This is a genomic window from Stanieria cyanosphaera PCC 7437 (assembly GCF_000317575.1).
Classification (GTDB): domain Bacteria; phylum Cyanobacteriota; class Cyanobacteriia; order Cyanobacteriales; family Xenococcaceae; genus Stanieria; species Stanieria cyanosphaera.
In genome coordinates, this window is sequence record NC_019748.1 from 2,938,553 (window position 1) to 2,964,825 (window position 26,273).

Annotated in this window: 20 protein-coding genes and 1 pseudogene; 9 read left to right on the forward strand and 12 right to left on the reverse strand. The window is 34.4% G+C overall.

Annotation, left to right across the window (positions count from 1 at the left end; translation table 11 throughout):
* The first annotated feature begins 11 nt into the window (after positions 1-11).
* The 4 genes from STA7437_RS12800 to STA7437_RS12815 all read left to right on the forward strand — a co-directional run bounded on the left by STA7437_RS12800 (position 12) and on the right by STA7437_RS12815 (position 5,320).
* A complete protein-coding gene (locus STA7437_RS12800) occupies positions 12-872 on the forward strand; it encodes a sulfotransferase (protein ID WP_015193811.1) in 861 nt (286 codons plus the stop codon).
* A gap of 59 nt (positions 873-931) precedes the next feature.
* Positions 932-1,864 (forward strand): Stf0 family sulfotransferase, encoded by a 933-nt coding sequence (locus tag STA7437_RS12805; protein ID WP_015193812.1) that lies wholly within the window; start codon positions 932-934, stop codon positions 1,862-1,864.
* 78 nt (positions 1,865-1,942) lie between these two features.
* Positions 1,943-2,968: a glycosyltransferase family 2 protein gene (locus STA7437_RS12810; RefSeq protein ID WP_015193813.1), complete on the forward strand. Its 1,026-nt coding sequence runs from the start codon at positions 1,943-1,945 to the stop codon at positions 2,966-2,968.
* Between the two features lie 555 nt (positions 2,969-3,523).
* Complete coding sequence (locus STA7437_RS12815; protein WP_041619998.1) at positions 3,524-5,320, forward strand: SLC13 family permease; 1,797 nt, start codon at positions 3,524-3,526, stop codon at positions 5,318-5,320.
* Between the two features lie 72 nt (positions 5,321-5,392).
* On the opposite strand, the gene STA7437_RS12820 is transcribed toward STA7437_RS12815, so the two are convergent.
* Positions 5,393-6,553 (reverse strand): LptF/LptG family permease, encoded by a 1,161-nt coding sequence (locus STA7437_RS12820; protein WP_150109065.1) that lies wholly within the window; start codon positions 6,551-6,553, stop codon positions 5,393-5,395.
* Positions 6,554-6,843: 290 nt separating this feature from the next.
* Here STA7437_RS12820 and STA7437_RS12825 point away from each other — a divergent pair, with 290 nt between their 5' ends.
* The gene (locus tag STA7437_RS12825; RefSeq protein ID WP_015193816.1) at positions 6,844-9,627 is read left to right on the forward strand and encodes a bifunctional acetate--CoA ligase family protein/GNAT family N-acetyltransferase; all 2,784 of its coding nucleotides are present in this window, start codon (positions 6,844-6,846) and stop codon (positions 9,625-9,627) included.
* A 285-nt stretch (positions 9,628-9,912) separates the two neighbouring features.
* Positions 9,913-10,542: a GNAT family N-acetyltransferase gene (locus tag STA7437_RS12830; RefSeq protein WP_015193817.1), complete on the forward strand. Its 630-nt coding sequence runs from the start codon at positions 9,913-9,915 to the stop codon at positions 10,540-10,542.
* Here the strand turns inward: STA7437_RS12830 and glyS are convergent.
* The 4 genes from glyS to petP all read right to left on the reverse strand — a co-directional run bounded on the left by glyS (position 10,539) and on the right by petP (position 15,205).
* Positions 10,539-12,686, reverse strand: a complete 2,148-nt coding sequence (glyS, locus tag STA7437_RS12835) for a glycine--tRNA ligase subunit beta (protein ID WP_015193818.1) — start codon at positions 12,684-12,686, stop codon at positions 10,539-10,541. The genes STA7437_RS12830 and glyS overlap by 4 nt on opposite strands.
* Positions 12,687-12,846: 160 nt before the next feature.
* On the reverse strand, positions 12,847-13,842 hold the full coding sequence (gene chlG / locus STA7437_RS12840) for a chlorophyll synthase ChlG (RefSeq protein ID WP_015193819.1): 996 nt from the start codon (positions 13,840-13,842) through the stop codon (positions 12,847-12,849).
* Between the two features lie 25 nt (positions 13,843-13,867).
* On the reverse strand, positions 13,868-14,968 hold the full coding sequence (locus tag STA7437_RS12845; RefSeq protein ID WP_015193820.1) for a Get3/ArsA fold putative tail anchor-mediating ATPase NosAFP: 1,101 nt from the start codon (positions 14,966-14,968) through the stop codon (positions 13,868-13,870).
* Between the two features lie 39 nt (positions 14,969-15,007).
* The gene (gene petP / locus STA7437_RS12850) at positions 15,008-15,205 is read right to left on the reverse strand and encodes a cytochrome b6f subunit PetP (RefSeq protein WP_015193821.1); all 198 of its coding nucleotides are present in this window, start codon (positions 15,203-15,205) and stop codon (positions 15,008-15,010) included.
* A 163-nt stretch (positions 15,206-15,368) separates the two neighbouring features.
* Here petP and STA7437_RS12855 point away from each other — a divergent pair, with 163 nt between their 5' ends.
* Together STA7437_RS12855 and STA7437_RS12860 are read left to right on the forward strand one after the other, a co-directional pair.
* Positions 15,369-16,175: an ABC transporter permease gene (locus STA7437_RS12855; protein WP_015193822.1), complete on the forward strand. Its 807-nt coding sequence runs from the start codon at positions 15,369-15,371 to the stop codon at positions 16,173-16,175.
* Between the two features lie 15 nt (positions 16,176-16,190).
* The gene (locus STA7437_RS12860) at positions 16,191-16,937 is read left to right on the forward strand and encodes an ABC transporter ATP-binding protein (protein WP_015193823.1); all 747 of its coding nucleotides are present in this window, start codon (positions 16,191-16,193) and stop codon (positions 16,935-16,937) included.
* A gap of 8 nt (positions 16,938-16,945) precedes the next feature.
* On the opposite strand, the gene STA7437_RS12865 is transcribed toward STA7437_RS12860, so the two are convergent.
* The 7 genes and pseudogenes from STA7437_RS12865 to STA7437_RS12880 all read right to left on the reverse strand — a co-directional run bounded on the left by STA7437_RS12865 (position 16,946) and on the right by STA7437_RS12880 (position 22,829).
* Positions 16,946-18,019: a hypothetical protein gene (locus tag STA7437_RS12865; RefSeq protein WP_245562025.1), complete on the reverse strand. Its 1,074-nt coding sequence runs from the start codon at positions 18,017-18,019 to the stop codon at positions 16,946-16,948.
* A 19-nt stretch (positions 18,020-18,038) separates the two neighbouring features.
* The gene (locus STA7437_RS12870) at positions 18,039-19,100 is read right to left on the reverse strand and encodes a hypothetical protein (protein WP_015193825.1); all 1,062 of its coding nucleotides are present in this window, start codon (positions 19,098-19,100) and stop codon (positions 18,039-18,041) included.
* Positions 19,097-20,392, reverse strand: a complete 1,296-nt coding sequence (locus STA7437_RS24905; RefSeq protein ID WP_015193826.1) for a hypothetical protein — start codon at positions 20,390-20,392, stop codon at positions 19,097-19,099. Before STA7437_RS24905 ends, STA7437_RS12870 begins: the two co-directional genes overlap by 4 nt.
* Before the next feature lie 2 nt (positions 20,393-20,394).
* A complete protein-coding gene (locus STA7437_RS27100; protein WP_051036056.1) occupies positions 20,395-20,847 on the reverse strand; it encodes a hypothetical protein in 453 nt (150 codons plus the stop codon).
* Positions 20,848-20,856: 9 nt separating this feature from the next.
* Positions 20,857-21,336 (reverse strand): annotated as a pseudogene (locus STA7437_RS27690) (DUF4347 domain-containing protein); the annotation flags it as partial.
* 93 nt (positions 21,337-21,429) lie between these two features.
* Complete coding sequence (locus STA7437_RS26585) at positions 21,430-21,606, reverse strand: hypothetical protein (protein WP_015193827.1); 177 nt, start codon at positions 21,604-21,606, stop codon at positions 21,430-21,432.
* Positions 21,607-21,959: 353 nt separating this feature from the next.
* On the reverse strand, positions 21,960-22,829 hold the full coding sequence (locus tag STA7437_RS12880; protein ID WP_015193828.1) for a glycosyltransferase family 2 protein: 870 nt from the start codon (positions 22,827-22,829) through the stop codon (positions 21,960-21,962).
* A 337-nt stretch (positions 22,830-23,166) separates the two neighbouring features.
* Between STA7437_RS12880 and STA7437_RS12885 the strand changes: the two genes are divergently transcribed.
* Entirely contained in the window at positions 23,167-26,112 is a 2,946-nt protein-coding gene (locus tag STA7437_RS12885) for a glycosyltransferase (RefSeq protein ID WP_015193829.1), read from the forward strand.
* Positions 26,113-26,273: the final 161 nt, after the last annotated feature.

Sequence of the window (26,273 nt, forward strand, 5' to 3'; positions counted from 1 at the left end):
TGTTGAAAATTATGATTACTCAAAAAATAGCAACAAAAATTAGAAACAAAATTGACTATGCTTATAACTTTACTAAAGATTTTGCTGTAGATAATGGACTAATAGCAAATCATAATAACTATCAAAAATTTATTATTTTATCTTCTGGCCGCTCTGGCACTAATTTATTAATAAGTTTACTTCAGTCTCATACTAAAACAAGAGTTTATAGTGAAGTATTCCATTTTCACAAACCTGTATGGGGTTATTCGGGAATGAATTACAAAAATTCAGCAGAGAGATTAGCAGTAAGAAATAAAAATTTAACACAATATATAGAACAAGAGGTATATGGTCGATACCCAAAAAATATTGAAGCTGTAGGATTTAAATTACTTTATTTACATATGGAAAAAAATAAAGAAGTAGAACAGTGGCGACAAGAAATTCTTAAATCTATTAATAATTTTGATAATATAAAAATTATACATTTACAAAGAAATAATCTTCTTAAAGCTTGTCTTTCGTCTGCTATAGCGATCAGAGATAATAGATGGATTGTTAATAACAAAAATAATTTTAAAGATATTGAACCGATAGAACTATCTTCTGAACAATGCTTGCGTTATTTTGAGGAAATACAAAGTCATCAAAATAAATATACTAATCTTTTTAATGGTTATCCAATGATTGATATTTACTACGAAGATTTATGTATTAATTCAAATGATGTAACTAAACAAATTCAAAATTTTTTAGGAATTGAAGTTCAAGAACTAAAAACTGCTACAAAAAAAATAATTCAATCACCATTGTCTTCACAAATCAATAATTATTACGAACTCAAGGAGAAATTTATAAATACTCCTTATGAAGAATATTTTACCGAATAAAATCATAAAAAACGAAGCTATAAAGACTGTAATGTTAAATAGCTATTTTTGCTAAAAATATGAAACATACTACAGAATTAACTCAAAAATTTGCTCGGAAATTTCATGAATATCAACATCAATTAATTAATAAGATGATTGATAGTCATTTTTTACCAAGTGATAATAATTATCAAAAATTTATTATAGTATGTAATATTAGAACTGGCTCAACAATGCTTTGTTCTTTATTGTCTAGTCATAGCCAAATTTTGTGTTTTTTTGAATTATTTCACCGCCATTTAAATTCTGTTCCTTTTTCAACTCTAGGTTATCAAAATAAATCTAAAAATAAAACAATTATTGATTTACGAAATAATAATCCTCAAGAATTTTTAGAACAAGAAATATATAAAAATCATCAGAAAAAAATCAAAGCAGTCGGGTTTAAACTTTTATATACTCAAGGACGTACTGATAATCCTTGGTGGAATTCTTCTGAATATGATAGATGGTGGAAGGATGTCGGTAAAGAACCTTGTTGGAATTCTAATCAATCTAATCTTTGGCAATATTTAAAAGAAAATAAAGATATTGCTATTATTCATTTGAAACGGAATAACTTACTTGAAGCAAAAGTATCTGGAATAACGGCTCAGACTACTGGTAATTGGGGCATTGGCGCAACAGGAGGTATAAATAAAAATAATGTCTTAGTTAAGTGTGAACTAAATTTTGAAGAGTGTATGCAAGATTTTGAAGCTCTCCGTCGAATGGAAGATGAAGCAGATGAGTTTTTTGCTGAACATAGAAAGTTGGTAATTACGTATGAAGAACTTGTAGAAAATACAGCTAATATTACTAATAAAATTCAAGTTTTTTTAGGATTAAAAACTGAAAATTTAGTTACACAAAGTAAAAAGCAGGCTACCTGCTCACTTTTAGATGTAATCGATAATTATTATCAGTTAAAAAGTCAATTTACAAATACTCGCTGGAGTAATTTTTTTTAGGATTTAATGGCTTGGTAACTTCAAAGTATTATCCTAAAATTTACAAGTACAATAAACATTCTTTATACACCATAAATTATGGCTAAATTAACAAATCCTTTGGTATCAATTCTTATTCCTTGCTATAATTCCGAACAAAATCTTTCTGAAACCATCAAATCTGCATTGGCTCAAACTTGGAAAAATATAGAAATTATCATAGTTGATGATGGTTCAACAGATAATAGTTTGGCTTTAGCAAAAAGTTTTGAATCATCCATTGTTAAAGTTATTAGTCAAGAAAATCAAGGTCAAAGTGCATCAGAAAATAAAGCTTTTGCTGAGTCACAAGGAGATTTTATTGAATATTTAGATGCAGATGATTTATTAGCTCCTGATAAAATAGAACGACAAATAAAACTATTAGAAAATTCGGATTCTTTTGTTGCTTCTTGTGAGTGGTCAAGGTTTTATAAATCTCCTAAAGAAGCTATGTTTATTTCTCAACCTTTGTGGAAAGATTTAGACCCTGTAGATTGGTTAGTTTGTGCATGGGAAGGACATTATATGATGCACGGTGCTACTTGGTTGATTCCTCGCAAAATTGTTGAAAAAGCTGGTGGTTGGGATGAAAGACTATCTTTGATTAACGATTTTGAGTATTTTAGTCGAGTTTTACTAGCTAGTGAAGGAGTGAAATTTTGTTCAGGTGCAAGAACCTACTATAGATCTGGTAATACTAGTAGTTTAAGTGGCAGTAAATCAACTAAAGCTCGACAATCGCAATTTTTATCTCTTAGTTTAGGAACAAGTAATCTTTTAGCAAAAGAAAATAGCCTTCGTACTCGTCATGTTTGTGCTACAGTTTTTCAACGCTTTATTTATGAAGTGTATCCCGATGTTCCTGAGTTGAGTAAACAAGCAGCAGCAAAAGTGAAAGAACTAGGTGGTTCAAACCTTAAACCTACTGGCGGATTAATGTTTCAATTCTTATCTAAACTTGTTGGTTGGCAACAAGCAAAAAAAATGCAAAAACTATCTTATCAGTATGGTTATCAAAAAACTGCGGTAGGTTGGAAATTATCCAAACTACAAGAAAAAATTATTTATGTAATGAATAATTGAGAAACCAAAAAGTGCCTTGCCGAAAGTTACAAAAGATTTAGACCCTGTAAATTGATTAGTTTGTGCATGGGAAGGACATTATATGATGCACCGTGCTTGCTACTTAATTAATTCCTCGCAAAATTGTTGAAAAGGCTGATGGTTGGGATGAAAGATTATCTTTGATTAACGATTTTGAGTATTTTAGTCGAGTTTTACTAGCTAGTGAAGAAGTAAAATTTTTTTCGGATGCAAGAACCTACCATAACGGAAATTCGTTAAATTTTCCTAAAGTGACAAAAGAGAGATAGGTTAGCCTGTCATAAATAAAAGAAACAGCGTCAGTTACAGAAAAAAATCATCTTAATATTACAGAATAAATTTCCAGCACTAGCGATAACCCAAAAAAACTCTTGAATAAAACGATTGTCAGTGTCTAGATCCCCTTGCCGAGCAAATTAGTATTATCCATAACTTTAAATTATTAATTATTTCGATATAAAAATTATTTTTTTTTTGACTCTATATACTTTAAGCTATCGGGGAGATTTTTATCGTTATTACTTACCTGAAAATATGGACATTGCTCTAACCCTTGGGGTTTTAGTCGTGGCTTTAATCGCCTTTATCTTTGAATGGCTTCCTGTTGACATAACTGCGTTAGCCGTTGCAGTTGTTTTAATTGTCTTAGGTTTAGTTACACCAGAAGAAGGAATTGAAGGTTTTGGTAATTCAGCTACAATTACTGTCTTGGCAATGTTTATCCTCAGTGCGGGAGTTACTCGTACTGGTGTGGTACAAATAGCTAGAGATTGGTTAATTAAATACGGCGGAAAAAGTGTTACTCGACAAATCTTGGTTATGGGAGGAATTGTTGGTCCGATTACGGCCTTTATTAATAATACGGCTGTAGTTGCTATATTTCTTCCTATTATCGAAGATTGGTGTAAAAAACGGAATGTTTCTCCTTCTAAATTGTTGATGCCTTTATCATTTGTGACTATTTTAGGAGGAATGATCACTTTAATTGGTACTTCTACTAATATTTTGGCTAGTGGAGTATCTAAAAAATTAGGTTATGGAGAATTTGGATTATTTCAATTTACAGCTTTAGGGATAATTACTTTTATTATTGGTATTCTTTATTTAGCTTTTATTGCGCCAAAGTTAATCCCAAATCGAAAACAAACTAGTGGTGATTTAGTTAGTGATGAATACGGTTTAAAAGATTATGTTACAGAAGTAATTATTTCACCTAAATCTAGTTTAATTGGACAAACATTACGGCAAAGTGAAATTCAACGTAAATTTGATGTTGACGTTTTAGAATTAATCCGTGATGGTAGTCAATTCCCTCAACCAATCGCTGACAAAGTTTTAAATGCTGGAGATATTTTACTTGTTCGTGGGAGCAGTGCAGAATTACTCAAAATCAAAGACCAAAAAGGCTTAGAAATTTTTCCTGACGTCAAATTCAATAAAGAAGATTTAGAAACTGAATTAAGCGAGGGAGAACTTGGAATTGCAGAAGTTTTAATTCTTTCTAACTCGCGTTTAATTGGTTCTACTCTCAAAGATTTACGCTTTAGACAAAGATATAATGCTACAGTTCTTGCGATTCGGCGTGGAGAAGAATTAATTAGAGATAGATTAGGAAAAGTTCCCTTACGATTTGGTGATTTATTATTAGTTCAAGGACCTAAAGAAAGTTTTTTGGGGTTACAAACTACTAGAGAATTACTAGTAATGGAACAGAAAGAATTAGATAATTTAAGAACTAATAAAGCTTGGATTGCTTTAGCTATTTGTTTAGCAGTAATTATTGTTGCTGCTTTTGATCTACTACCTATTTTAGTTACAGCTTTGGTTGGTGTAATTTTAATGGTAATTACAGGTTGTCTTAAACCAGGAGAGATTTACGGCGCAGTGCGTTGGGATGTTATTTTTCTTCTAGCTGGATTAATTCCTCTAGGTACAGCAATGGATAACTCTGGTGCAACCAAATGGTTAGCAGATGCTTTACTTTCTTTAGGTGGCAATTTATCAGGATATTGGATTTTATTATTCTTTTTTGTTGCTACTTCATTACTCACAGAAATTCTTTCCAATAATGCTTCAGTTGTTTTAATGATTCCTATTGCTGTTGAAGTTGCCAAATCACTAAGTTTGAATCCTTATGCTTTTATGTTTGCCGTAACTTTTGCTGCTTCTAATAGCTTTATGACTCCTATTGGTTATCAAACCAATACAATGGTTTATGGCCCTGGTGGTTATAAATTCACTGATTTCTTCCGCGTTGGTGGTCCACTTAATTTATTAATGGCAATTGTTACACCAATTTTGATTGTTCTGTTATACGGTTTAAAACCTTAAAAAACTTGCATTTAAATACCAATTCTAAAAGTTGCGGGAGTTTAGCTCCCGCGAAGCTAAAAACCAGATTTTTTAAAGTGAAGTTTTGATTAGTAACCAGAAAGCTAATCCTAATCCCAGGAAATTTGGTAACCAACTAGCTAAAAAAGGTGATAAAACTCCAACTAATCCTAAAGCATTCACTAAAAAACTAAATAAATAATAAACAAAAACAATTAGTGCCGTAAAACCAAAACTTTTTGCTCTACCAATATTTTGGCTACTAGCACCTAGTGTAGAACCGATCGCAGCAAAAACTAAACAAATAAATGGAAAGGCATATTTTTGTTGGATTCTAACTTGAAATAACCTAATATTTTTGTCATCATCTGTCAGTTTAATTAAATCTAAATATTGGCTCGCTTGAGCAATATTCATTTCTTCGGGATTGCGTTCTTGACTCACTAAAGCAAATAAAGTTTTAGCTAGAGGCAATTGTAAATAATCAAATTGCTTGCTAAAATTGTTCGAGATATTTTCAGTAAAATAATTAATTGATCCATTGACTAAATTCCAAAGTTTTTGAGTTTGATCCCAACTAGCTGATTGAGAAACAATAATTTGACTTAATTGATTTTCTGCCCAACTAATAATCGTGAGATTTCTTAAATTTTTGCCATCAAAGCTTTCTGCATAATATAATCTTTTTAAAGATTTTTGAGTTTGATGATTGGATTTTTCATATTCGGGATAATAAATATCTTTTCTTTGCAGGGAAAAAGAAGTTTCAGGAATAAATTGCTCTTGAATAATAGTGGCTTGATAATTAGCAGCAGGAACAACAATCTCATTAAAAACAAAAGTTATTCCTATAACCATTAAACTAAAAATTAAAGCAGGTAAAATTAAACGAAAAATACTAATACCAACACTACGACAAGCAATTAACTCACTATCATGACTGAGACGACCATAAGTTACCAAAGTTGTTAATAACATTGATATCGGTAAGGCATAAGCAATAAACTCTGGTAATTTTAAACAAAATACTTTAATCGCAATCTTAATTGGTAAATTGTATTCCGTAATTTTATAAGCTAAATCAGAAATTGTACTTAGAGTAATTCCCAATGAAGAAAATAAACCAACACTAAAAAGAAAAAAATAACTTAATTCATTAATAAGATAGTAGTCTATCAAAGCTAATCTAAAATTAAATAAACGATAAATATATAATTTTTTTTTGTTCATCATCTTAGTTGAACTTACTTATTTTTATACCATTTTTATCATAAACAAAGAATTAAAATGAATTAAAATATAGGAAATATGTTCACTATTATAGTTATTCACTTTTTACAGCAATTTTCGTGTTGGGGAAAATAGGGAATAAGGAACAGAAGACATTAATTTTGTCGGTTATTTGGTGATTAACTATAAACTTTAGTAAACTTATTAACAGAGTTTAAAACATTCTGTATTCCTCACGGGTTTTTCAAATAGTTGTAGTAGGTATGAGTTGATTTGCAAACAAGGAATTGACGATGCAAAGCTCTGATCCACAACTACAATCGCAAAACTTATCAGAACAAGCTTTTGATTCTGCTCATGATATTTTCCGTGCAGAAAGCCAACCCCTAAGCCCAATTTTTGCTCCCAAAACAATTGCTGTCATCGGTGCTACCGATAGGGCTGGCAGTGTGGGACGTACTCTGATGTGGAATTTGGTGAGTAGTCCCTTTGGTGGAACAATTTTTCCTGTCAATCCCAAACGCAGTAATATTTTAGGTATAAAAGCTTATCCTAGTATTCAGGCTGTTCCTGAATCAATCGAACTAGCAATTATTGTTACTCCTGCTCCTACTGTACCAGGAATTATCAGTGAATGCGTTGATGCTGGAGTCAAAGGAGCAATTATTATCTCGGCTGGGTTTAAAGAGATTGGGGCAAAAGGTAGAGAATTAGAACGACAAATCTGGGAACGATCGCGGGGCAAAATGCGGATCATTGGTCCAAATTGTTTAGGGGTAATGCTACCTCGTCAAGGTTTAAATGCTACTTTTGCTAGTGCGATCGCTCGTCCTGGTAATGTAGGTTTTATTAGTCAAAGTGGTGCTTTGTGTACTGCGGTTTTGGATTGGAGTTTTCCTGAGAATGTCGGTTTTAGTGCTTTTATTTCCATCGGTTCAATGTTGGATGTCAGTTGGGGAGATCTAATTTACTATCTGGGCGACGATCCTCATACTCAGTGTATTGTTATTTATATGGAATCGGTGGGTGATGCTCGTTCTTTCCTTTCAGCAGCGCGGGAAGTTGCTTTAACCAAACCGATTATTGTGATTCGGGCGGGTAAAACCGAAGCAGCAGCTAAAGCCTCAACTTCTCATACAGGGGCATTAGCAGGAAGTGATGAAGTATTAGATGCAGCTTTTCGTCGTTGTGGGGTTTTACGAGTTAATCGCATTTCAGAATTGTTTAATCTGGCGGAAGTTCTTGCTAAACAAAATCGTCGTCCTCAAGGCCCTAGATTGAGTATTATTACTAATGCTGGAGGTCCTGGTGTACTTGCTGCTGATGCTTTAATTACTACTGGAGGTGAGTTAGCAACCCTTGCGGAAGATACTATTACCAACCTCAACCAATTTTTACCTACCCATTGGAGTCACAACAATCCGATTGATATTTTGGGAGATGCTGATTCAGAAAGATATACTAAAGCGTTAGAAGTTGCAGTTCAAGATCCTAATAGTGATGGCTTATTAGTAATTCTGACACCCCAGGCAATGACCGATCCTACTCAAACTGCCGAACAGTTAAAATCTTGTGTGCAAAAAGCTAATAAACCAATTCTAGCGAGTTGGATGGGTGGTGCAGAAGTAACGGCAGGAGAAATGATCCTCAATCGGGCAAGTATTCCTACTTATCGTTATCCTGATTCGGCTGCTCGTTTATTTAATTTGATGTGGCAGTATAGTTATAACTTAAAGGGTATCTACGAAACACCAACTCTACCATCCAAACTCGAAGAAGAAGCGAATAGTTTAGTAGTTGATGAGATCATTGCTAATGCTCGTCAAGAAAACCGTACAATTTTAACTGAATCAGAATCCAAACAGATTTTATCTGCTTACAGCATTCCCATTGTCGAAACAGCGATCGCAACTAGTGAAGCAGAAGCAGTTCAACAAGCTACAGCAATAGGCTATCCAGTTGTTCTCAAACTTTGGTCCCAAAGCATCACTCATAAAACTGATGTTGGTGGGGTTCAGTTAAATCTGAGTGATCAAGAAGCAGTACGTTGGGCTTATCGTACCATTGAAACCAATGTGAGGGAAAAAGTTGGCACAGAACACTTTCAAGGCGTAACCGTTCAACCTATGATACAACGCGATGGTGGTTATGAACTGATCATCGGTAGTAGTCTCGATCCCCAATTTGGGCCTGTGTTACTGTTTGGTTCAGGTGGACAGTTAGTAGAGATTTTTAAAGATAGAGCGATCGCTCTTCCTCCCCTCAATACTACTTTGGCGCGGAGAATGATGGAACAAACTAAAATCTATAAAGCTCTACAAGGAGTAAGGGGAAGGAAAGCTGTTGATTTGGAAGCTTTAGAAGAATTATTAGTCAGATTTAGTCAATTAGTTGTTGAAAAACTTTGGATTAAAGAAATTGATATCAATCCTTTATTTGCTTCGGCAGATAGATTAATAGTACTGGATGCTCGGGTAATTTTGCATAAAAGTGAAGTTAAAGCAGAAGAACTACCTAAACTAGCTATTCGTCCCTATCCTCATCAATATATCTCTCCCTGGACGCTCAGAGATGGTACTAAGGTCACTATTCGTCCGATTCGTCCAGAAGACGAGCCTTTAATGGTTCAATTTCATCAAACTCTTTCAGAACAAAGTGTCTATTTTCGCTATTTCCATTTAATGAAACTTAGTCGTCGAGTTGCTCATGACAGGTTAACTCGGATTTGTTTTATTGATTATGACCGCGAAATGGCATTAGTTGTAGACTATCAAAATCCAGCAACAGAAAAACACGAAATCCTTGGAGTCGGACGTTTGAGTAAATTACACGGTGTCAATGAAGCTGAATTTGCCATGTTAATCAGCGATCCTTTTCAACGGCAAGGACTTGGTACAGAGTTACTGCAAAGACTCATTCAAATTGGACAAGATGAAAAACTTGCCCGCATTACTGCCGAAATTATTCCAGAAAATCGAGCCATGCAGCGAGTATGTGAAAAGGTTGGTTTTCGTCTGCAGCCTACTATGGATGTAGTCAAAGCAGAAATTAATTTGCAATCTAGTTCCGATCATTAACTGTTATTTTGCTCCCTAAATCCTTAACTTTGGGGCAAGGGGGCAAGATTTACAGTGACCAGTTATCAGTTACCAGTGAACAATTTTTTTGAATTTTGAGTTTTATATGAAATAAAATAGCAAACATTTAAGTGTTTCATCTTAGCTCAATATGTAAGAATACAGCGGGGTTCACAAATTAAAAAGCTAATAGCTAACAGCTAAGAGCTTATTTTTTCTTAATGTGGTCTACTAAGCACGAAAATTGGTGTAAGTAAGAAGAAAAAAAGATGGAGTTGTTAATAATTGGAAATTGTAACCAAGAGATTTCTTCTACGAGATTTTATTGAAGAAGATGAGTCTGCGTTTTTTGCCTATCATGCCGATCCTCGCTATGCTCAATTTTGTGCGCCAGAAGAATTAACATTTAGCTATACACACCAACTTTTAAGCCTATTTTATCAATGGGCAATTGAACATCCTCGTCGTAACTATCAACTTGCAGTCGCTAGTCGTCGTACTTCAGAGTTAATCGGTTGTTGCGGTTTACGTTGTGAGAATCATAATTCTACTATGGCAGAAATAGGGATTGAATTAGCTCCTCAGTTTTGGAGTCATTACGCCTATGCAATTGAAATTGGTCATGCTTTAATTGAGTTTGGTTTTAAAGAGCTTGGTTTACAAGAGATTCGAGGTGTCACAGTCAGTGCAAATATGCGTGTAGCACGCTTGGCACACCGTTATGGATTTATCCCAATTGGTAAACGTTCTAGTCCAGAGTGGATGGTTGCGCGAGGATGGAGTCGCAGGTACTCTGCCGTTGAACGGCAGAGCCTGCTGCGACTGGCGTTCCCCAGTCAAACCGAATGGCAACTGACAAAAGAATCGTGGGAAAAAATAGCCTCTAAAGACAACCAATTCTCACAAATTAATTAACTTTTAACTATTGCTCCAAAATCTGCTAAAACTCTAGCGTGATTTCGTAACAATCCTAATAAATTAAGTCGATTACGCTTAATCTTTTCGTCTTCAGCCATTACCAAAACACTAGTTTCACCATCAAAAAAGTTACTGACAGTGGGAGCAATTTTAGCTAATCCATCAACTAATAATTGATAATTTCTATCCGCTTGGGCAGATTGAGTTTGAGGTAATAATTCAACTAAAGCATCATAAAAAGCTTGTTCTGAAACTGACTCAAATAAATCTGGATTAACTAATTCTTTTGGAGCTAATTCTTGAGTATTTAAATCACCTTTAACAGCTAAACGAGTCGAACGATTAACGGTTTCGTAAATCGCATCTAACTTACCATTATTTCTTATTTCTTGTAAAAATAAAGCGCGATCGCGTACATCTAATAAGTCATCTAAAGCTCTTTCGGTATATTCTGAATCTTCTTCACCCAACACCGCATTAACTAAATCGTAATCAATGTTTTTTTCGTCTTGCAATAAAGTACGAATACGTTGAATAAAAAATTCTTGCAATGCAGTAGCGGGAGATTCTCGTTCAGGATGGGTTGCTAAAAAATCTGTTGCTCCTTGTTGAATCAATTCATTTAAATTAATTCCTAAATCAGCAAACCAAGTAACATTAATAATCGCATTAGCAGCCCGACGTAAAGCAAAGGGATCTGAAGAACCAGAAGGAATCATTCCTAAGCCAAAAATATTGACTAAAGTATCTAATCGATCCGCTATTCCTACTACTTGTCCGTTTAAAGTTTCGGGGAAAATATCATCAGCAGTCCGAGGTAAATAATGTTCAAAAATACCTCTAGCGACAGTTGGAGATTCACCACTAACTAACGCATATTTTTCGCCCATTACTCCCTGTAACTCAGGAAATTCATAGACCATTTGTGTAACTAAATCTGCTTTACAAAGTAAGGCTGTGCTTTCAATTTCACTACGTTGTTGTTCGTCTACATTTAATTGTTCGGCAATCGTATTTGCTACTTCGATAATGCGGTCAACTTTATCCCGCATTGTGCCTAATTCTTCTTGAAAAGTTACCGTTTCTAATTGAGGTAAATAAGTTTCTAAATGTTCGTCACAATCTGCTTTATAAAAAAATTGGGCATCGGCAAGTCTAGCGCGAATCACCCTCGCATTTCCTTCAGCAATAATTTCTTTTTTACTAGGATCGCCGTTAGAAATAGTAATAAAATTAGGTAATAAAGTATTGTGGTGATCTTCTGCTTTTTTGACAGGAAAATAACGCTGGTGAGTCACCATTACAGTAGTAATTACTTCCGTCGGTAAACTGAGAAACTCAGACTCAAATGTACCAATAACCGCCGTAGGATATTCAACTAAATTAACTACTTCTGCCAGCAAATCTGGATAAATTTCAGCAACACCACTCAATTCTTGGGCTGCTGCTTTGATTCCTTCAGTTATCTTTTGTTTCCTTACTTCAAAATCGGCTTCTACATAAGCTGCCCTTAACGATTCCAAATAAGCTGAAGCATGATCTATTGTTACAGGTTCGGGATGTAAAATCCGATGTCCCGCCGAAATGCGATCGCTCTTGATCGTTTCTGAACCATTAACCAATTCTAAGGGTAAAATTTCTTCATCAAATAAAGCAACTAACCACCGAATCGGACGAGGAAAACGTAAGTCTCCATCACCCCAACGCATAAAGCGTTTACCCTCTAAACCTGTAATCCATTGAGGCGACAATTCTTGTAAAATCTCGGTGGCAACTCTGCCCTGAATTTTCTTCTGAACAAAAACAAATTCCCCTTTATCCGTATCCCTAACTTCTAAATCTTCTACTGCTACTCCCTGTTTACGGGCAAAACCCTCGGCTGCTTTGGTAGGTTGACCATCTTTAAAAGCTGCGCTGGCGGGGGGCCCTTTAATTTCTTCTTCTCTGTCTGCTTGTTGGGCAGGAATACCCTTAATTAAAACGGCTAAACGTCTAGGTGTCCCGTAAACCTCTACCGCTTCAGGAGTTAAAAATTCTGTTTGTAAACTTTGAGGAATGCGAGTTTGCCATTGCGCGATCGCAACTTGAACAAAATCGGCTGGTAATTCCTCAACTCCCACTTCTAATAAATAATTAGGCATAATATTTTAGTTATCAGTTATCGGTTATCAGTGATTAGTAGAGACGTAGCATGCTACGTCTGTACAGTTATCAGTTACCTGCCAGATAGCCAGCCAGAATATTTATCAATAATGGCTAGAACCCAAACACTGTTAACTGTTAACTGTTGGCTGTTCACTGTTAAATCCCTGCGTGTCCCAATGCTAAACCAGTAACCAACATTCCCAAAACCAGAAACGGCTGTGCGCTGGCTTGATATTTCACATCGTTATTGAGAGGATCGCGGAGGAAATACATATCCTGAAAAGTAATTTGAGGAATTACAAGTAACAACAGGATGGTAGCGTAAAGATTTTGATGAATACTAATTAAATACCCAGCAATTCCTGCTTGAAACAAATCAATCATAATCACGCAAATCCAAGCAGCAGTAGTAACGCCAAACATCACAGGTAAAGATTTTAAACCCAAAGTGCGATCGCCTTCAACACTTTTAAAATCGTTAACAACCGCAATTCCTAAACCAGCAAAACTGTAGATTAAGGTCAGAATTACAATAGTCCAATTCAGTTCACCAAATAAAGCATGACCAGCCCACCAAGGTAAAGCGATATAACTAGAACCAAGAGCATAGTTACCTAACCAACCATTTTTCTTTAGTTTCAGTGGTGGGGCAGAATAAATATAAGCTAAAAATCCTCCTCCCAAAGTCAGACAAAGCATGATCGGAAAATCATGTCCAGCCCAAACATCCAGTCCATAAGATAAACCCAAACCAGCAAATAATAAAACTAAAATTTGCGTTACTACTTGAGGAACAGAAATCGCCCCTGAAGGAATGGGACGATAGGGTTCGTTAATGGCATCAATGTCGCGGTCATAGAAATCGTTGATGGTTTGAGTATAACCAGCCATCAAAGGCCCTGAAAGCAACATACAAGCAGCAGCTTTCAAAAAATCTTCAACCGACCAAACATAGCCCCCAGAAGAAGCTGCACCACAGACTACTCCCCAAATTAAGGGAATCCAGGTAATCGGTTTCATTAACTGAAGACGAATTTTCCAAATATTTTTTTCGCCAGAAGCTGCACCTTTCATCCCCAATAACTGGCGAGTTTTGGAACTTTGTTCTGGTTGAATTTGGTTAGTTTGACTGGAAGTTGAGGAGTCAGACATGATTACTTGCGATTTAATTGTTTTTTTATCCGATAGTTAGTTCTAAATAGCCGTTTTGAAATTTTGCTCCTGTGACCGAACGACCACTCCAAGCTGGAGGTAGAGTAATATTACGTCTTTGGTCGCCTGCTTCAACAGTAACTTCTGGCCCGTATTGAGTGAGCTTGACTTGTTTTTTGTCCAAACCAGGTAGAAAAACCCGAATTTTGCGCTCATTCATCTCAATGGTGGTGGGTTTAGGAGCGTCTGTACTCCTACGGAAGTTTGGTAAAGCATCAATCAAAGGTTGCCAATCACCAGAATCAATTGAAGGAACAGCCGTAATGGTCAAAGGATTAAACTCTGTAGAGAGAGAATCGCTTATCTCTGCTTGATTGAGTATTACCCCACCCACAGTTAAACCAATTTGCTGTGCGCTACCCCAATAATATTTAGCAGTTGCGATCGCAACTTGTTCAGGAGTAGTCACTAAATAAGAGATTAATCTTTGGGGATCGGCTAAAGCTTGTTTGCCTTTACTTAATAACTGGGTTGCTTGATTGGCTTGTTCTGGGGCAAAACTGTCTGCTGTCCAAGAAACATTCAGAACGGCACTAGTCACAGGTTGAACAAAGGGAGATAACGCCTTAACAATATCTGATTCTTGAAATACCCCACGAAAACGACGGATATACCAATCCAGAATCTCTGGAGTTCCCCACATTCTCAAACTGTTTAAATCTCCCGAACCATCATAGACAATCACATCATATTTTTGCGATTGGTCGTATTGGCGAATAGCATTCAAGGCTAAAGCTTGATCCATGCCAGGAAGAATACCTAACTCTTGACCATAAACGTTTTTTAAAATTGGCGATCGCAAATACTGAGCTTCTAATTGTTTAACCTCTTCCCAGCTTTTCTCTAACAGTACAGTAGTATGCAGTTGGACTGCGGAAAGATTAGCTGCGATTTCTTGAGGTTCAGCCTCGGGAGTGATGCCTAAAACTAAACTAAAAGCGGGGCTGGGGTCTTGTCCTACTAAGAGAACTCTTTCCCCAAGACTAGCAAGTTTTTTGGCAGTTGCGATCGCAATTGTTGTGCGTCCGATACCACCCTTGCCCAAGAAAGTAATGATTAGGGACATTGTTATTTCCTCTTGCTTGTCACCGCTTACTATTTATTGTTATTCTACTGGTTTAATTTCGTCTTCAAAAAACCAAGTAGCACTCTTGTCATCAAATTCGACAATTACGCCAACACCACTGCCATCAGTCATTTTAAAATTTCTAATGACTCCGGTCTTACCTAATTTTCCTGCTATATTGCGACGAGACAGACGGTCTCTAAGACGATATATTTTGACTTTTTGCCCGATTTCCATTCCTGCTTATTTCCGAAATAACTTGAGCCATATCACAGTTTAAAGCAAAATCTGTCCTTGCTGAAACTTAAAAACCGAATCCTAGGTAAATGTTATCGCTCAATTTATTGTTTACTTAGTTACAATACGCCCTGATACCGTTTCGGATTTATATAACTGAACTATGGTTACTTTTGTCGACAAAAAAATCAATTCTTCCCAGCTTTGGTGGTATTGGGAACTTCTTTCTGTCTTAATCAGACGAAATTTAAAAAGAAGATATCGCGGTTCTTTTCTGGGCGTATACTGGTCGCTGCTCAATCCTCTAATTATGACTGGTTTATATACCGCTATTTTGGGTTCGGCGTTTAAAAGTTATTACAATAACTCGTTATTAAATTATGTTTTAGCTGCTTTTACTGGTTTAGTAGTGATTAATTTTTTCTCTTCTGCTACTCTTCAAGCACTAGCTAGTGTAGTTGAAAATGGAGCGATAGTTAATAAGATTCGTTTGCCTTTATTTGTTTTTCCTTTAGCTACTATCGGTGCTAACATTTTCCAATTGTTAGTGGGAGTTGTTCCTTTACTCGTGATAGTTACAGGAGTTTTTTCTAAAAATATCTTGAATATTATAGCTTTATTCTTCCCCTTATTTGCACTAGTGTTAGTGTGTTCGGGAATTGGTTTATTAATGAGTGCGCTTTATGTATTTTTCCGAGACTTGCCTTATTTTTATGAACTTTTTACTTTTTTATTATGGATTAGCTCTCCTGTGTTTTATCCACCAGATATTGTACCAGAACAAGTTCGTCCGTTTTTAAACGTTAATCCTTTATTACCAATTATTGAAAGTATTCGTCAGATTTCTTTGTCTGGTAATTTTCCTGAAATTAATTTAATTTTTCACGCTTTATTAAGTGGATTATTAATTTTAACAATAGGAATAATTTGTTTTCGGTTTTGGCAAAATCAATTTATGGATTTACTTTAAAGCAACCCAAAGATAATGGTAGAAGCAATTAGATTAGACCGAGTTTCTTTATGGCGTAGAACTCAAGAAGAATTTTCTTACGATTTAAAAAGAACTTTACTAACTTTTTTAGAAGGAAAATATCGGCAACCAGCTAAAAAACTAATTTTAGATAATATCGATTTAGTAATTAAACCTGGAGAAAAAATTGGCATTATTGGGCCTAATGGATCAGGTAAATCTACTTTACTAAAACTCATTTGTGGGATTTTAAAACCTACTTCTGGTTCTGTAAAAGTTAAAGGTAATATAGCTCCTTTGATTGAATTAGGTGCAGGGTTTGATAGTGAACTTTCTGTTTTAGATAATATTATTTTTTATGGAGTAATGTTGGGTTTTTCTCGCCAAGAAATGCGAAAAAGATCTGATTTAATTTTGAAATTTGCTGAGTTAGAAGACTATGCTTTAGCCCCAGTAAAAAGTTTATCTTCTGGTATGACAGCAAGACTAGGATTTGCGATCGCAACTGATGTCCAACCTGATATTTTGATCTTAGATGAAGTCTTATCAGTAGGAGATGAAAGTTTTAAAAATAAATGTAAACAAAGAATGGAAGAGTTTTGGCAAGACCATATTACAATTTTGCTGGTTTCTCACACCATGGATTTAATTGGTAAATCTTGCGATAAAGTTATTTGGCTAGAAAAAGGCAAAATTCAATTAATTGGTCAAGCTGATGAAGTGATTGATTCTTATTTAAATAGTGTAACTAATAAAGTATAGATCGATACTCATTTACCCAATTCCAGAGCAGCTAATTGAGCTAAATATTGATAAGCACGCCACACACTCATCAGCACTCCTGATGTTAAAACAATACCCCGTGATTCAAAATCATAAGAGTGAATTTCTGGTAATTCTTGCTCTAAATTAGCTAGTGCTTGTTTAATAAAATCAGGTGATAATTTTGATAACTTCTTAACAGTTTCTGGGTCTAAACTTTCGACAAAGTTGATAATATCAGACTCTTTTTGTTCGGGCAGGATATCATGAGGTTTGCATAAAAGTTTATAAGTCTTAGGATAATTTTTGACTGGTGAATCTGTTTTACCCAAATAAGTTACTAAGTCAGTAATTTCTGCTTGTGTTAACTGCCATATATCAATCCCAGAATTAAGAAGTAACGGAATGGAAATGCCGTAATGATATTCAGCATAAATGCGTTCAAAATCTCTGGCAAACTCGACAGGATTTCGATGGTAAATCATGGGATTGGTTAGGGGTGACAACCAACCATATCGATAATACATTGCAGCATGATCGATATAACTGTTATCTTCTGGTTCGAGTAAACCACAAGCTGTCAGGAAAAGTGCATCGGCAGATTGATTGGCTTGAATTAACTTTTGATTGAGAACGGGTTTCATCCCCTCATAACCCCACGAGAATTTAGGATTGTTTTCATTAGCTGCTTTGTTTTTAAATCTTGGCTTTAATTTGACGGAATGATACAAATCACTATATTCAGTAGTAATTTGTAAAGATCCTAGATATCTAACATCAAGACCATTTTTATAAAGCTTGCCAGATAAATAGATACTAATCCCAATCCATTCACCAGAGAGAAGTTGGTAACCTGTGTCTACAGAAAAACCCTCGTTCCCTTCAGCTAAAGATTCGGCATCCGAAGATTCTAGAATATTCATCAAAGTTGCCAAATCTAGTCTTTCTGAATCATAACTCCATGTTATTTGATGTCTTTTGATTTCTGGCGAGGGGTTATCAACTGTCAAACGACGAACTAAAGCAGCATAAGCTTGGACTACCTTATGTTTTTGCGGAATACATGAGATAGATATTATCATTCCCATATCGAGCAAATTATTAACCAAGTTCAAGAGTAGCTAATTGAGCTAAATATTGATAAGCACGCCACACACTCATCAGCACTCCTGATGTTAAAACAATACCCCGTGATTCAAAATCATAAGAGTGAATTTCTGGTAATTCTTGCTCTAAATTAGCTAGTGCTTGTTTAATAAAATCAGGTGATAATTTTGATAACTTCTTGACAGTTTCTGGGTCTAAACTTTCGACAAAGTTGATAATATCAGACTCTTTTTGTTCGGGCAGGATATCATGAGGTTTAGAGAAAAATGTATAAGTGCCAGGATAATCTTTAACTGGTGAATCTGTTTTATCCAAATAAGTAACTAAGTCGTTAATTTCTGCCTTTGTTAATTTCCAGATATCAATCCCAGAGTTGAGTAATAAGGGAATAGGAATGCCGTAATGATATTCTGCATAAATGCGTTCAAAATCTCGGGCAAATTCGACGGGATTTCGATGGTAAATCATCGGGTTAGTCAAAGGAGATAAGCAGTTAGCTAGATAGTACATTGCAGCATGGTCTATATAACTGTTATCTTTTGGTTCGAGTAAACCACAAGCTGTTAAGAAGAAATTGGCAGAATTATTATTCGCTTCAACTAAGTTTTTGTTTAAAACAGGTTTAATACCCTCGAAACCAGTCTCGAATTTGAGATTGTTTTCATTTTTCTTTTTATATCGTTTTTTAAATTTAACAATCCGCCACAAATCTCTATAACTGATGTGAATTTGACAACCGCTATCGTATCTTGTTTGTAGTCCACGACCATAATTTTTACCATAAAAATAAATAGAAATAGGCATGAAATAATCAGGGAAGAGTTCGTAACCTACACCTACATAAAACTTGTGGGTAGAATTAGCCAAAGACTGATGATCTGAAGAATCTAAAATACTCATCAAAGTTGCTAGATCGATCTCTTGACAATTCCGCCCTTCTAAATATTGTTCGACAGTCCTAGGATTGTGTTTACGCGTAAAACGACGAACCAAAGAGGCATAAGCTTGAACAATATCCGTTTCAGAAAAAATTGAAATAGTTATTGTCATGCTCATGGTAATATCCTTACTGTCACAATATTGTTTCCAACTTTTATAATTTCTCCCTTGATAAGGTCGATTATTTGATTTCCTGACAGTTGATAGTTCTGCTCTATGGGCGCACCTTGATTAATAACAATTTCAAGTTTACCAATTTTAGCTCCTGGAACTCTCTGAATTAGTGTGTTGTAAGTGTTTTTCAACTGTAAGACTGCATCTCCAATCTGAGCCCCTTTTGAAGTACCAGGCTTGGCATCTTTAACTTCGGTGATGTTAAATCTTCCCGAGAGGGTTACACTAAGAAAATCGGCTGCTGGAGGAGGATTGGCACCTCTGGGTAGACCTAGTGTTTTTCTTACTCCATCATCCCCAATGCCGATAAGAAAATTACTTTCTGCTAAAAGAGCGTTTCCAGCCTTTACTTCAAGTGTGTTCGCAAGCTCCTTAAAGCTTCCACTAACTTTAAGACCTCTATAGGTATTAGAACTTCCTTCACTAATAGCTAGAAAATAGTTTCCTATTGGTTGTTCATTATCAGGAAAAATTAGAGGCTTATTAATTAATTGAGCAATACTAGAATCTTTAGGAAAAGTAGTAATGCTAATTCTAGAAAAATCATCTAATTGTGTAGGATTAGCAAAAATACTACTATCTAAAATCCGATTAAATACACCTGTGTCTTTCGGAAAGAATTCAAAGCTGATAGTTCCTTCTTGTGTTCCAGGAAAAGGAGGAGGATTAGTAGTAAGATCGGAAAAACTTTCTATTGCTTGAGTGCTGAATCTCCAGAGCTTACTAGCTGCATCATAAATTAAACTACCTCCTAAGAAAATCAGGTTACCTATTGGATTATTACTACCACCTTGATAAGCTGATTGAGCTAATAAAATTTGATGAGAAAATTCAGAAGCTTTATTATAATTTTTAGTAAATCCACTGTTAACAAAATCGACTAAAGGATTAATTCCTGACTTAAGAACAGTAGGATATTTGTTGACATAATAAGAGGTATCAAATAATAAAAAAGGACTTCTACCTTCTTTAAATCCATACTCTACATAATGTCCTAGTGGATTTAATCCTGCTTTTTTGACATCAAGATTTTTATCTAAATAATAAGAAGTGTCGAATAAAGCAAAGGGATCTCTTCCTTCTTTAAATCCATACTCTACATAATGTTCGAGCGGATTCATTCCTATTTTTTTGACATCAAGATTTTTATCTAAATAATAGGAAGTGTCGAATAAAGCAAAGGGATCTCTTCCTTCTTTAAATCCATACTCTACATAATGTTCGAGCGGATTCATTCCTATTTTTTGACATCAAGATTTTTATCTAAATAATAGGAAGTATCAAATAGAATATGAGGATCTAAACTATGCTTGTAACCAGTTTGGATAAAATGCTTAAACGGATTAATACCTGCTTTTCTGACATCAATATTCTTCTCTAAATAAAAAGAAGTATCAAATAAACAATTAGGATCTCGTCCTTCTTTCCAACCATACTCCATGTAGTGAGTAAAAGGATTCATTCCCAATTTAGCTACATCAGAATTATGGGACAAATAGAAATTAGAATCAAATAATTCATCTCCTTGAAAAGAAAGTTTAATTGCTCTGATATCACTAGCATCGAGCTTGCTTAAATCATCGAATTTAAATTGCTCGGAAAAATTGGTATAGGAAAACTTATAATCAATCAAATAATGAAGATCGATCGCAAGATCTATAAATTTAAAGCTATCTGAGTTGTAATACAACAGATGGTTATAGTTATCTTCAATCTCAGCAGTAACACTAGGTTTTGTTTCAATATCTCCAACCGTAATTTCTAAGTCCCAATCACCACCAAATTCTTTAGCACCAGTAGCGTCAGTCGAAGCAGCAATATCCGCATTAGTTAGTTTGCTTAATTCTGTAACAAAAGCAATTCCATCAATATCAGTAGCAAGATTACAACCATAAAGGAAAATATCTCCTTGCTCGGATAAAGAATTTTGCCAAGATGCTAAAACATTACTATATTCAAAAAGATTATCCTTGGTAAGAACAGTATTACCAAGCAGTAATTGTCCTAAATTTCCATGAGAAATAATTTCAATTCCATCTAAATTTTCATATTCACTCAGGACTTTATTAATCTGAGTTAGTCCATCCGATTGAGTATCTAATACTACTATTTTAGGAGAACCTGAAAGGCGATCTACTACGGTTTGATAATCTTCAACAGCACCATCAATAAAAACAATCTCATGCTCATTAAATTTGTCAAAAAGTTGCCCTGTTAACGAATCTTTGAAATTAGCTCTCTCATTTAAATCTGTCTCAACATAAGCATTGTTTTATAGTGAAACTGTAATATTTTCTAAGGAGTAACTTTCATCAAATAAAGCTAACTCATTTTGACTTAAATTAGCTGGATATCTGTTTAAAGATTCTAAAGATAAGCCATAGCTAACGCTTTGATTTAAATCTGAAAAATTTTCTAAATGTATGAGATTCTGCTGAATTTCTTTCATAAATTTATCCCATAGAAAATTGAACGAGCAACAAAATGTTTAATCAATTTGCTCGAAAAAAATAAGATGTTAGCGTCACAAAAAACTCACAAAAATATTTTGTTTGATGCGCTTATTTTATTTTCTGCTAAAAAAACAGGAAGGTAAAGTCAGTTAATTTAATCTTTTAAAATAATATTATTTTTGATTAAAAATTCATATTCAATCTATTTTTATCTAACTAATTATTCGTACTTAATATTACTGAATCGTTAAGTTTCAATTGAGAAAATCAAAAAATATCCACAGATAAATGTTGTCCTAAGCAAGGCGAAGGAACAGATAAAATTATTGTTTGATAGTGTTTTTTGTAGTTATTTTTTAGCTGCTCTAATAAAATGAAATTTTATTCTCCAATATTGAGCTATTCCTAAAAATTTACCAACAGTAATTTTGGGTTTAATTGGTAAAATAATTACTACGTGAATAATTAAACGAAACAGTCTTATATAAAAGACTAAAGAATGACAATATTGCTTAATAGTAATTAAATAACTATAGGTACTATGTTTAAATTTATTGATTAAATCTCGATCAGTAATAGTAGAAGGTTCGTGAATAACTGATATTTTATTCGTAATAGCAATTTGATGCTCTTGTGCAGCATAACGACAACAAAAATCAAAATCTTCGTAATATAAAAAATATTGCGGAGCAAATTGAGGACATTGAGAAAAATTTTTCAGATTAATTAATAAACTACAGCCACTTACCCAATCACAATTCACATAAAATTTATCATCAAAATCTGTAAATAAATTGGTTGATTTAATCGTACCTGAACTAGGAATAAAACGACCTCCTCCAAACCAAAGCTCACCATTAGGAGTATAAATCGTAGTTCCTAAAATAGAGATTTGGGGATATTTAATAAAAAGGGTGGAAACTATGGTTAGATCGACTGATTTAAAATAAGCATCAGGATTAATCAACCAAACTATAGCTTGAGGATTTTGTTGATAAATATAATTTAATCCCAGATTACAAGCATTACCAAAACCTAAATTTTTTTTTGCCTCTAGAATGTGAATATTATTTTGTTGAAGTTGTTTAATCTCCACATCTTCTGGAGAATTATTTATAATTATTAATTGATAAAGAATCTCTTGGTTTTGAGGTAAAGATTGAATCAGTCGATTAATTAAATGTGCTGAATAATAATTAACTGTTACAAAATAAAACATTATTTTCTTGAATAAAAAAGCAGTTTTTGATAATAATAATCTGCCCAAAAAAATTATTATATTGATTCTTTCAACTTACTTAGAGTGTTAAACGTTTAACAATAACCAAAAATAGTACTAGTTTACTTCTTGCCGAAGGCGAGGCATGAAGCGGACAGCTTCGCTGCGCCGAAGGCGATCGCATTCAACTACAATTCAATAATTAGCTCGATCTTAGTTGTTATTTTACTAATATCCCTTTTATCATGAGGAGGAAATTTCTCTAAATTCCTAATTAATGCTTTTGGCAAACATGAACCATCCATTAATCTCCTCTATTTTTTCCTCTACAACTATTATGAAAGCTGAGTGGCTTACACCTTCAGCTTGGTACGGTCATGTTCCCTTTGCTTTCTGGTTAATTGAAAATCTTCAGCCCAAAACTTTGGTAGAATTAGGTACACACTATGGTGTTTCTTTCTGTGCTTTTAACCAGGCTATTCAAAAATTACAATTAAATACCAAAAGCTATGCTGTAGATACTTGGGAAGGAGATGAACACTCTGGATTATATGGAGAGGAAGTTTTTAGCCAGTTATCTGCATATCACGATCCCAAGTATGGTAGCTTTTCACGTCTAATTCGTTCAACTTTCGATCAAGCAGTCAGTCATTTTCCAGATCAAAGTATTGATCTTCTTCATATTGATGGTTTGCATACTTACGAAGCAGTTAAACATGATTATGAAACTTGGTTTGCTAAACTTTCTGATCGTGCGGTGGTCATCTTTCATGATATTAACGTCCGAGAGAGAGGGTTTGGTGTTTGGCAACTTTGGCAGGAGTTGAGTCAACAATATCCTCACTTTTCTTTTCTGCATTATCATGGTCTTGGTGTTTTAGGTGTAGGAAAAAATCTTCCTAAAAATGCGATCGCTCTTTTTGAAGCTAACTCTAATTCCGAACTAGTTTTTCAAATTAGAGAGAGTTTTGCGCGATTAGGAACTGGTGTAGCTGAAAGTTGGTCTAAACAAGAACAGCAAAAAGAAGTAGCTAAACTTGCGGTTCAACTACAACAGACTCAAGCTGAATTAACTAATTCTCAACAACAGCTACAACAGACTCAAAATGTATTAACTCAAACTCAAGCTGAATTAACTAACTCCCAACAACAGCTACAACAAACTCAAAGCGAATTAACTCAATCCCAACGAAAGCTAAAATCGGTTCAAAACGAATTAACTCAATCTCAACAACAACTACAAAAAAATTTCCATCAACAAGCGCAATTACAGAACTTGATTACTGCAATGGAAAGCAGTAAATTCTGGCAAATTAGAACACTTTGGTTAGGTTGGAAACAAGCTTTAAATCTCAATCATAGAGATGAAGTTTATCAAGCTTATCTCAATTCTTTTGCTACAAATAGTTCAGTAATTCCATCTCTTGAAAAAAAAAAGATTAACGATAGAATAGCGCGGTTACAAGAAAAAGGTTGGGAATATATCTTTACCAAAATATTTCGAGATAAACTACCAAAATTAGCTAAATCTTTAGCACATCCAGAACCAATAGTCACCAGAATTGATGAAGATATTCCTCCTAGCAAAGATAGTAAATATCAACAATGGTTAAACAAACACTATCCTAGACAAATTGATTTAACTAGGATGAGCGAAACACTATCACTTCTTTCTTATCAACCTAAAATTAGCATAATTGTTCCAGTTTATAATCCTCCAGAAGCTTTTTTTCGTCAAGCGATTGAATCAGTTTTAAAACAGATCTATCCTGATTGGGAATTATGTTTAGCCGATGATTGTTCTACTAAACCATATGTCAAAGAAATATTAGAAGAATACGCCCAAAAAGACTCTCGAATTCAAGTAGTATTTCGTCAAGAAAATGGTCATATTTCTCGCGCTTCAAATTCAGCTTTAGACATAGCTACAGGAGAATATATTGCTTTATTAGATCATGATGACTTGTTAGCACCTCATGCTCTTTACGAAATGGTTATGTTGCTCAATCAACATCCTGAAGCTGACATGATTTATTCTGATGAAGATAAGATCGATGAAAATAATTGGCATAAAGATCCTTTTTTCAAAATGGATTGGTGTCCTGATTCTTTTTTGACTCGGATGTATACTTGTCATTTGGGAGTTTATCGTCGTTCAATTGTTACTGAAATTGGTAACTTTCGACCAGGTTTAGAAGGCAGTCAAGACTATGATTTAGTATTAAGATTTACGGAAAAAACTGACAAAATTTTTCATATTCCTAAAGTACTTTATCATTGGAGAATTCATTCTGAATCGGCTGCATCGGGTACTTCAGCTAAACCTTACGCTTACGAAGCTGCTCAAAAAGCTTTATCAGAAGCGTTAGTAAGAAGAAAAGAACCAGGTAAAATAATTCCTGTTACTGGTTATCCTGGTTTGTATACTACTAGATATGAAATCAAAGAGAAACAACTTGTAAGTATTATTATTCCTACGAGGGATTTAGCTAAAACTTTAAATACTTGTTTGAAATCTATTTTTACTAAAACTACCTATCCCAACTATGAAGTAATTGTGATTGATAATGGTAGTCAAGAATCAGCAACTTTTGAATGTTTTGAATATTGGAAAAAACAAGAACCAAATCGTTTTAATTGTTATTCGTTAGATATTCCTTTCAACTATTCGGCAATTAATAATTATGCTGTCGAAAAAAGTCAGGGACATTATCTCTTATTTTTGAATAATGACACAGAAATTATTAGTAATGATTGGATTGAAGCAATGGTGGAACAAGCTCAAAGACGATCTATTGGTGCGGTAGGTGCATTACTTCTTTATCCAGATAAAACTATACAACACGCAGGTGTAGTTTTAGGAATTGGTGGTGTTGCTAGTCATAGTCATAAAGGCTATCCTTCTTTGCTACCTGGATATTTTGGTCAAGTAATTACCATTAACAACTATTCTGCCATTACTGGGGCTTGTTTGATGTGTCGGCGAGAAGTATTTCAACAAGTTAATGGTTTTGAAGAAGATTTAGCGATCGCGTATAATGATGTAGATTTTTGTCTCAAATTAGTTGAACAAGGCTATCGTAATATTTATCTGCCTCATGCCATGTTGTTTCACTATGAATCAAAAAGCAGAGGTAAAGAAGATTCTGTGGCTAAACAACAACGTCTACAACAGGAAAAAATTTATATGTTAAATAAATGGCAATCTCTGCTAGATAATGATCCTTGTTATAGTCCTCATCTAACTAGAAATGCTGATGATTATAGTATCAAAATTCTCTAACTCGAATAACACTAAATTCAATTATATTAGCGGATTAAAATTGTTGCAAAATACGTATTACAACTTTCTGTTTTGTCACACTAAGTAAGTTAAAATTTTTATTTTGCAACAGTTTTATTTACATAAAATACTTAAATATTTGCTATAGCGTGTAGGAGTTA

What these genes read in the sequence shown, in the direction of transcription:
- STA7437_RS12800 (WP_015193811.1), top strand. Translation starts at nt 12, where the DNA reads ATGATTACTCAAAAAATAGCAACAAAAATTAGAAACAAAATTGACTAT.
- STA7437_RS12805 (WP_015193812.1), top strand. Translation starts at nt 932, where the DNA reads ATGAAACATACTACAGAATTAACTCAAAAATTTGCTCGGAAATTTCAT.
- STA7437_RS12810 (WP_015193813.1), top strand. Translation starts at nt 1,943, where the DNA reads ATGGCTAAATTAACAAATCCTTTGGTATCAATTCTTATTCCTTGCTAT.
- STA7437_RS12815 (WP_041619998.1), top strand. Translation starts at nt 3,524, where the DNA reads ATGGACATTGCTCTAACCCTTGGGGTTTTAGTCGTGGCTTTAATCGCC.
- STA7437_RS12820 (WP_150109065.1), bottom strand. Translation starts at nt 6,553, where the DNA reads ATGATGAACAAAAAAAAATTATATATTTATCGTTTATTTAATTTTAGA.
- STA7437_RS12825 (WP_015193816.1), top strand. Translation starts at nt 6,844, where the DNA reads ATGCAAAGCTCTGATCCACAACTACAATCGCAAAACTTATCAGAACAA.
- glyS (WP_015193818.1), bottom strand. Translation starts at nt 12,686, where the DNA reads ATGCCTAATTATTTATTAGAAGTGGGAGTTGAGGAATTACCAGCCGAT.
- chlG (WP_015193819.1), bottom strand. Translation starts at nt 13,842, where the DNA reads ATGTCTGACTCCTCAACTTCCAGTCAAACTAACCAAATTCAACCAGAA.
- STA7437_RS12845 (WP_015193820.1), bottom strand. Translation starts at nt 14,968, where the DNA reads ATGTCCCTAATCATTACTTTCTTGGGCAAGGGTGGTATCGGACGCACA.
- petP (WP_015193821.1), bottom strand. Translation starts at nt 15,205, where the DNA reads ATGGAAATCGGGCAAAAAGTCAAAATATATCGTCTTAGAGACCGTCTG.
- STA7437_RS12855 (WP_015193822.1), top strand. Translation starts at nt 15,369, where the DNA reads ATGGTTACTTTTGTCGACAAAAAAATCAATTCTTCCCAGCTTTGGTGG.
- STA7437_RS12860 (WP_015193823.1), top strand. Translation starts at nt 16,191, where the DNA reads ATGGTAGAAGCAATTAGATTAGACCGAGTTTCTTTATGGCGTAGAACT.
- STA7437_RS12865 (WP_245562025.1), bottom strand. Translation starts at nt 18,019, where the DNA reads ATGATAATATCTATCTCATGTATTCCGCAAAAACATAAGGTAGTCCAA.
- STA7437_RS12870 (WP_015193825.1), bottom strand. Translation starts at nt 19,100, where the DNA reads ATGAGCATGACAATAACTATTTCAATTTTTTCTGAAACGGATATTGTT.
- STA7437_RS24905 (WP_015193826.1), bottom strand. Translation starts at nt 20,392, where the DNA reads ATGAATCCGCTCGAACATTATGTAGAGTATGGATTTAAAGAAGGAAGA.
- STA7437_RS26585 (WP_015193827.1), bottom strand. Translation starts at nt 21,606, where the DNA reads ATGAAAGAAATTCAGCAGAATCTCATACATTTAGAAAATTTTTCAGAT.
- STA7437_RS12880 (WP_015193828.1), bottom strand. Translation starts at nt 22,829, where the DNA reads ATGTTTTATTTTGTAACAGTTAATTATTATTCAGCACATTTAATTAAT.
- STA7437_RS12885 (WP_015193829.1), top strand. Translation starts at nt 23,167, where the DNA reads ATGAAAGCTGAGTGGCTTACACCTTCAGCTTGGTACGGTCATGTTCCC.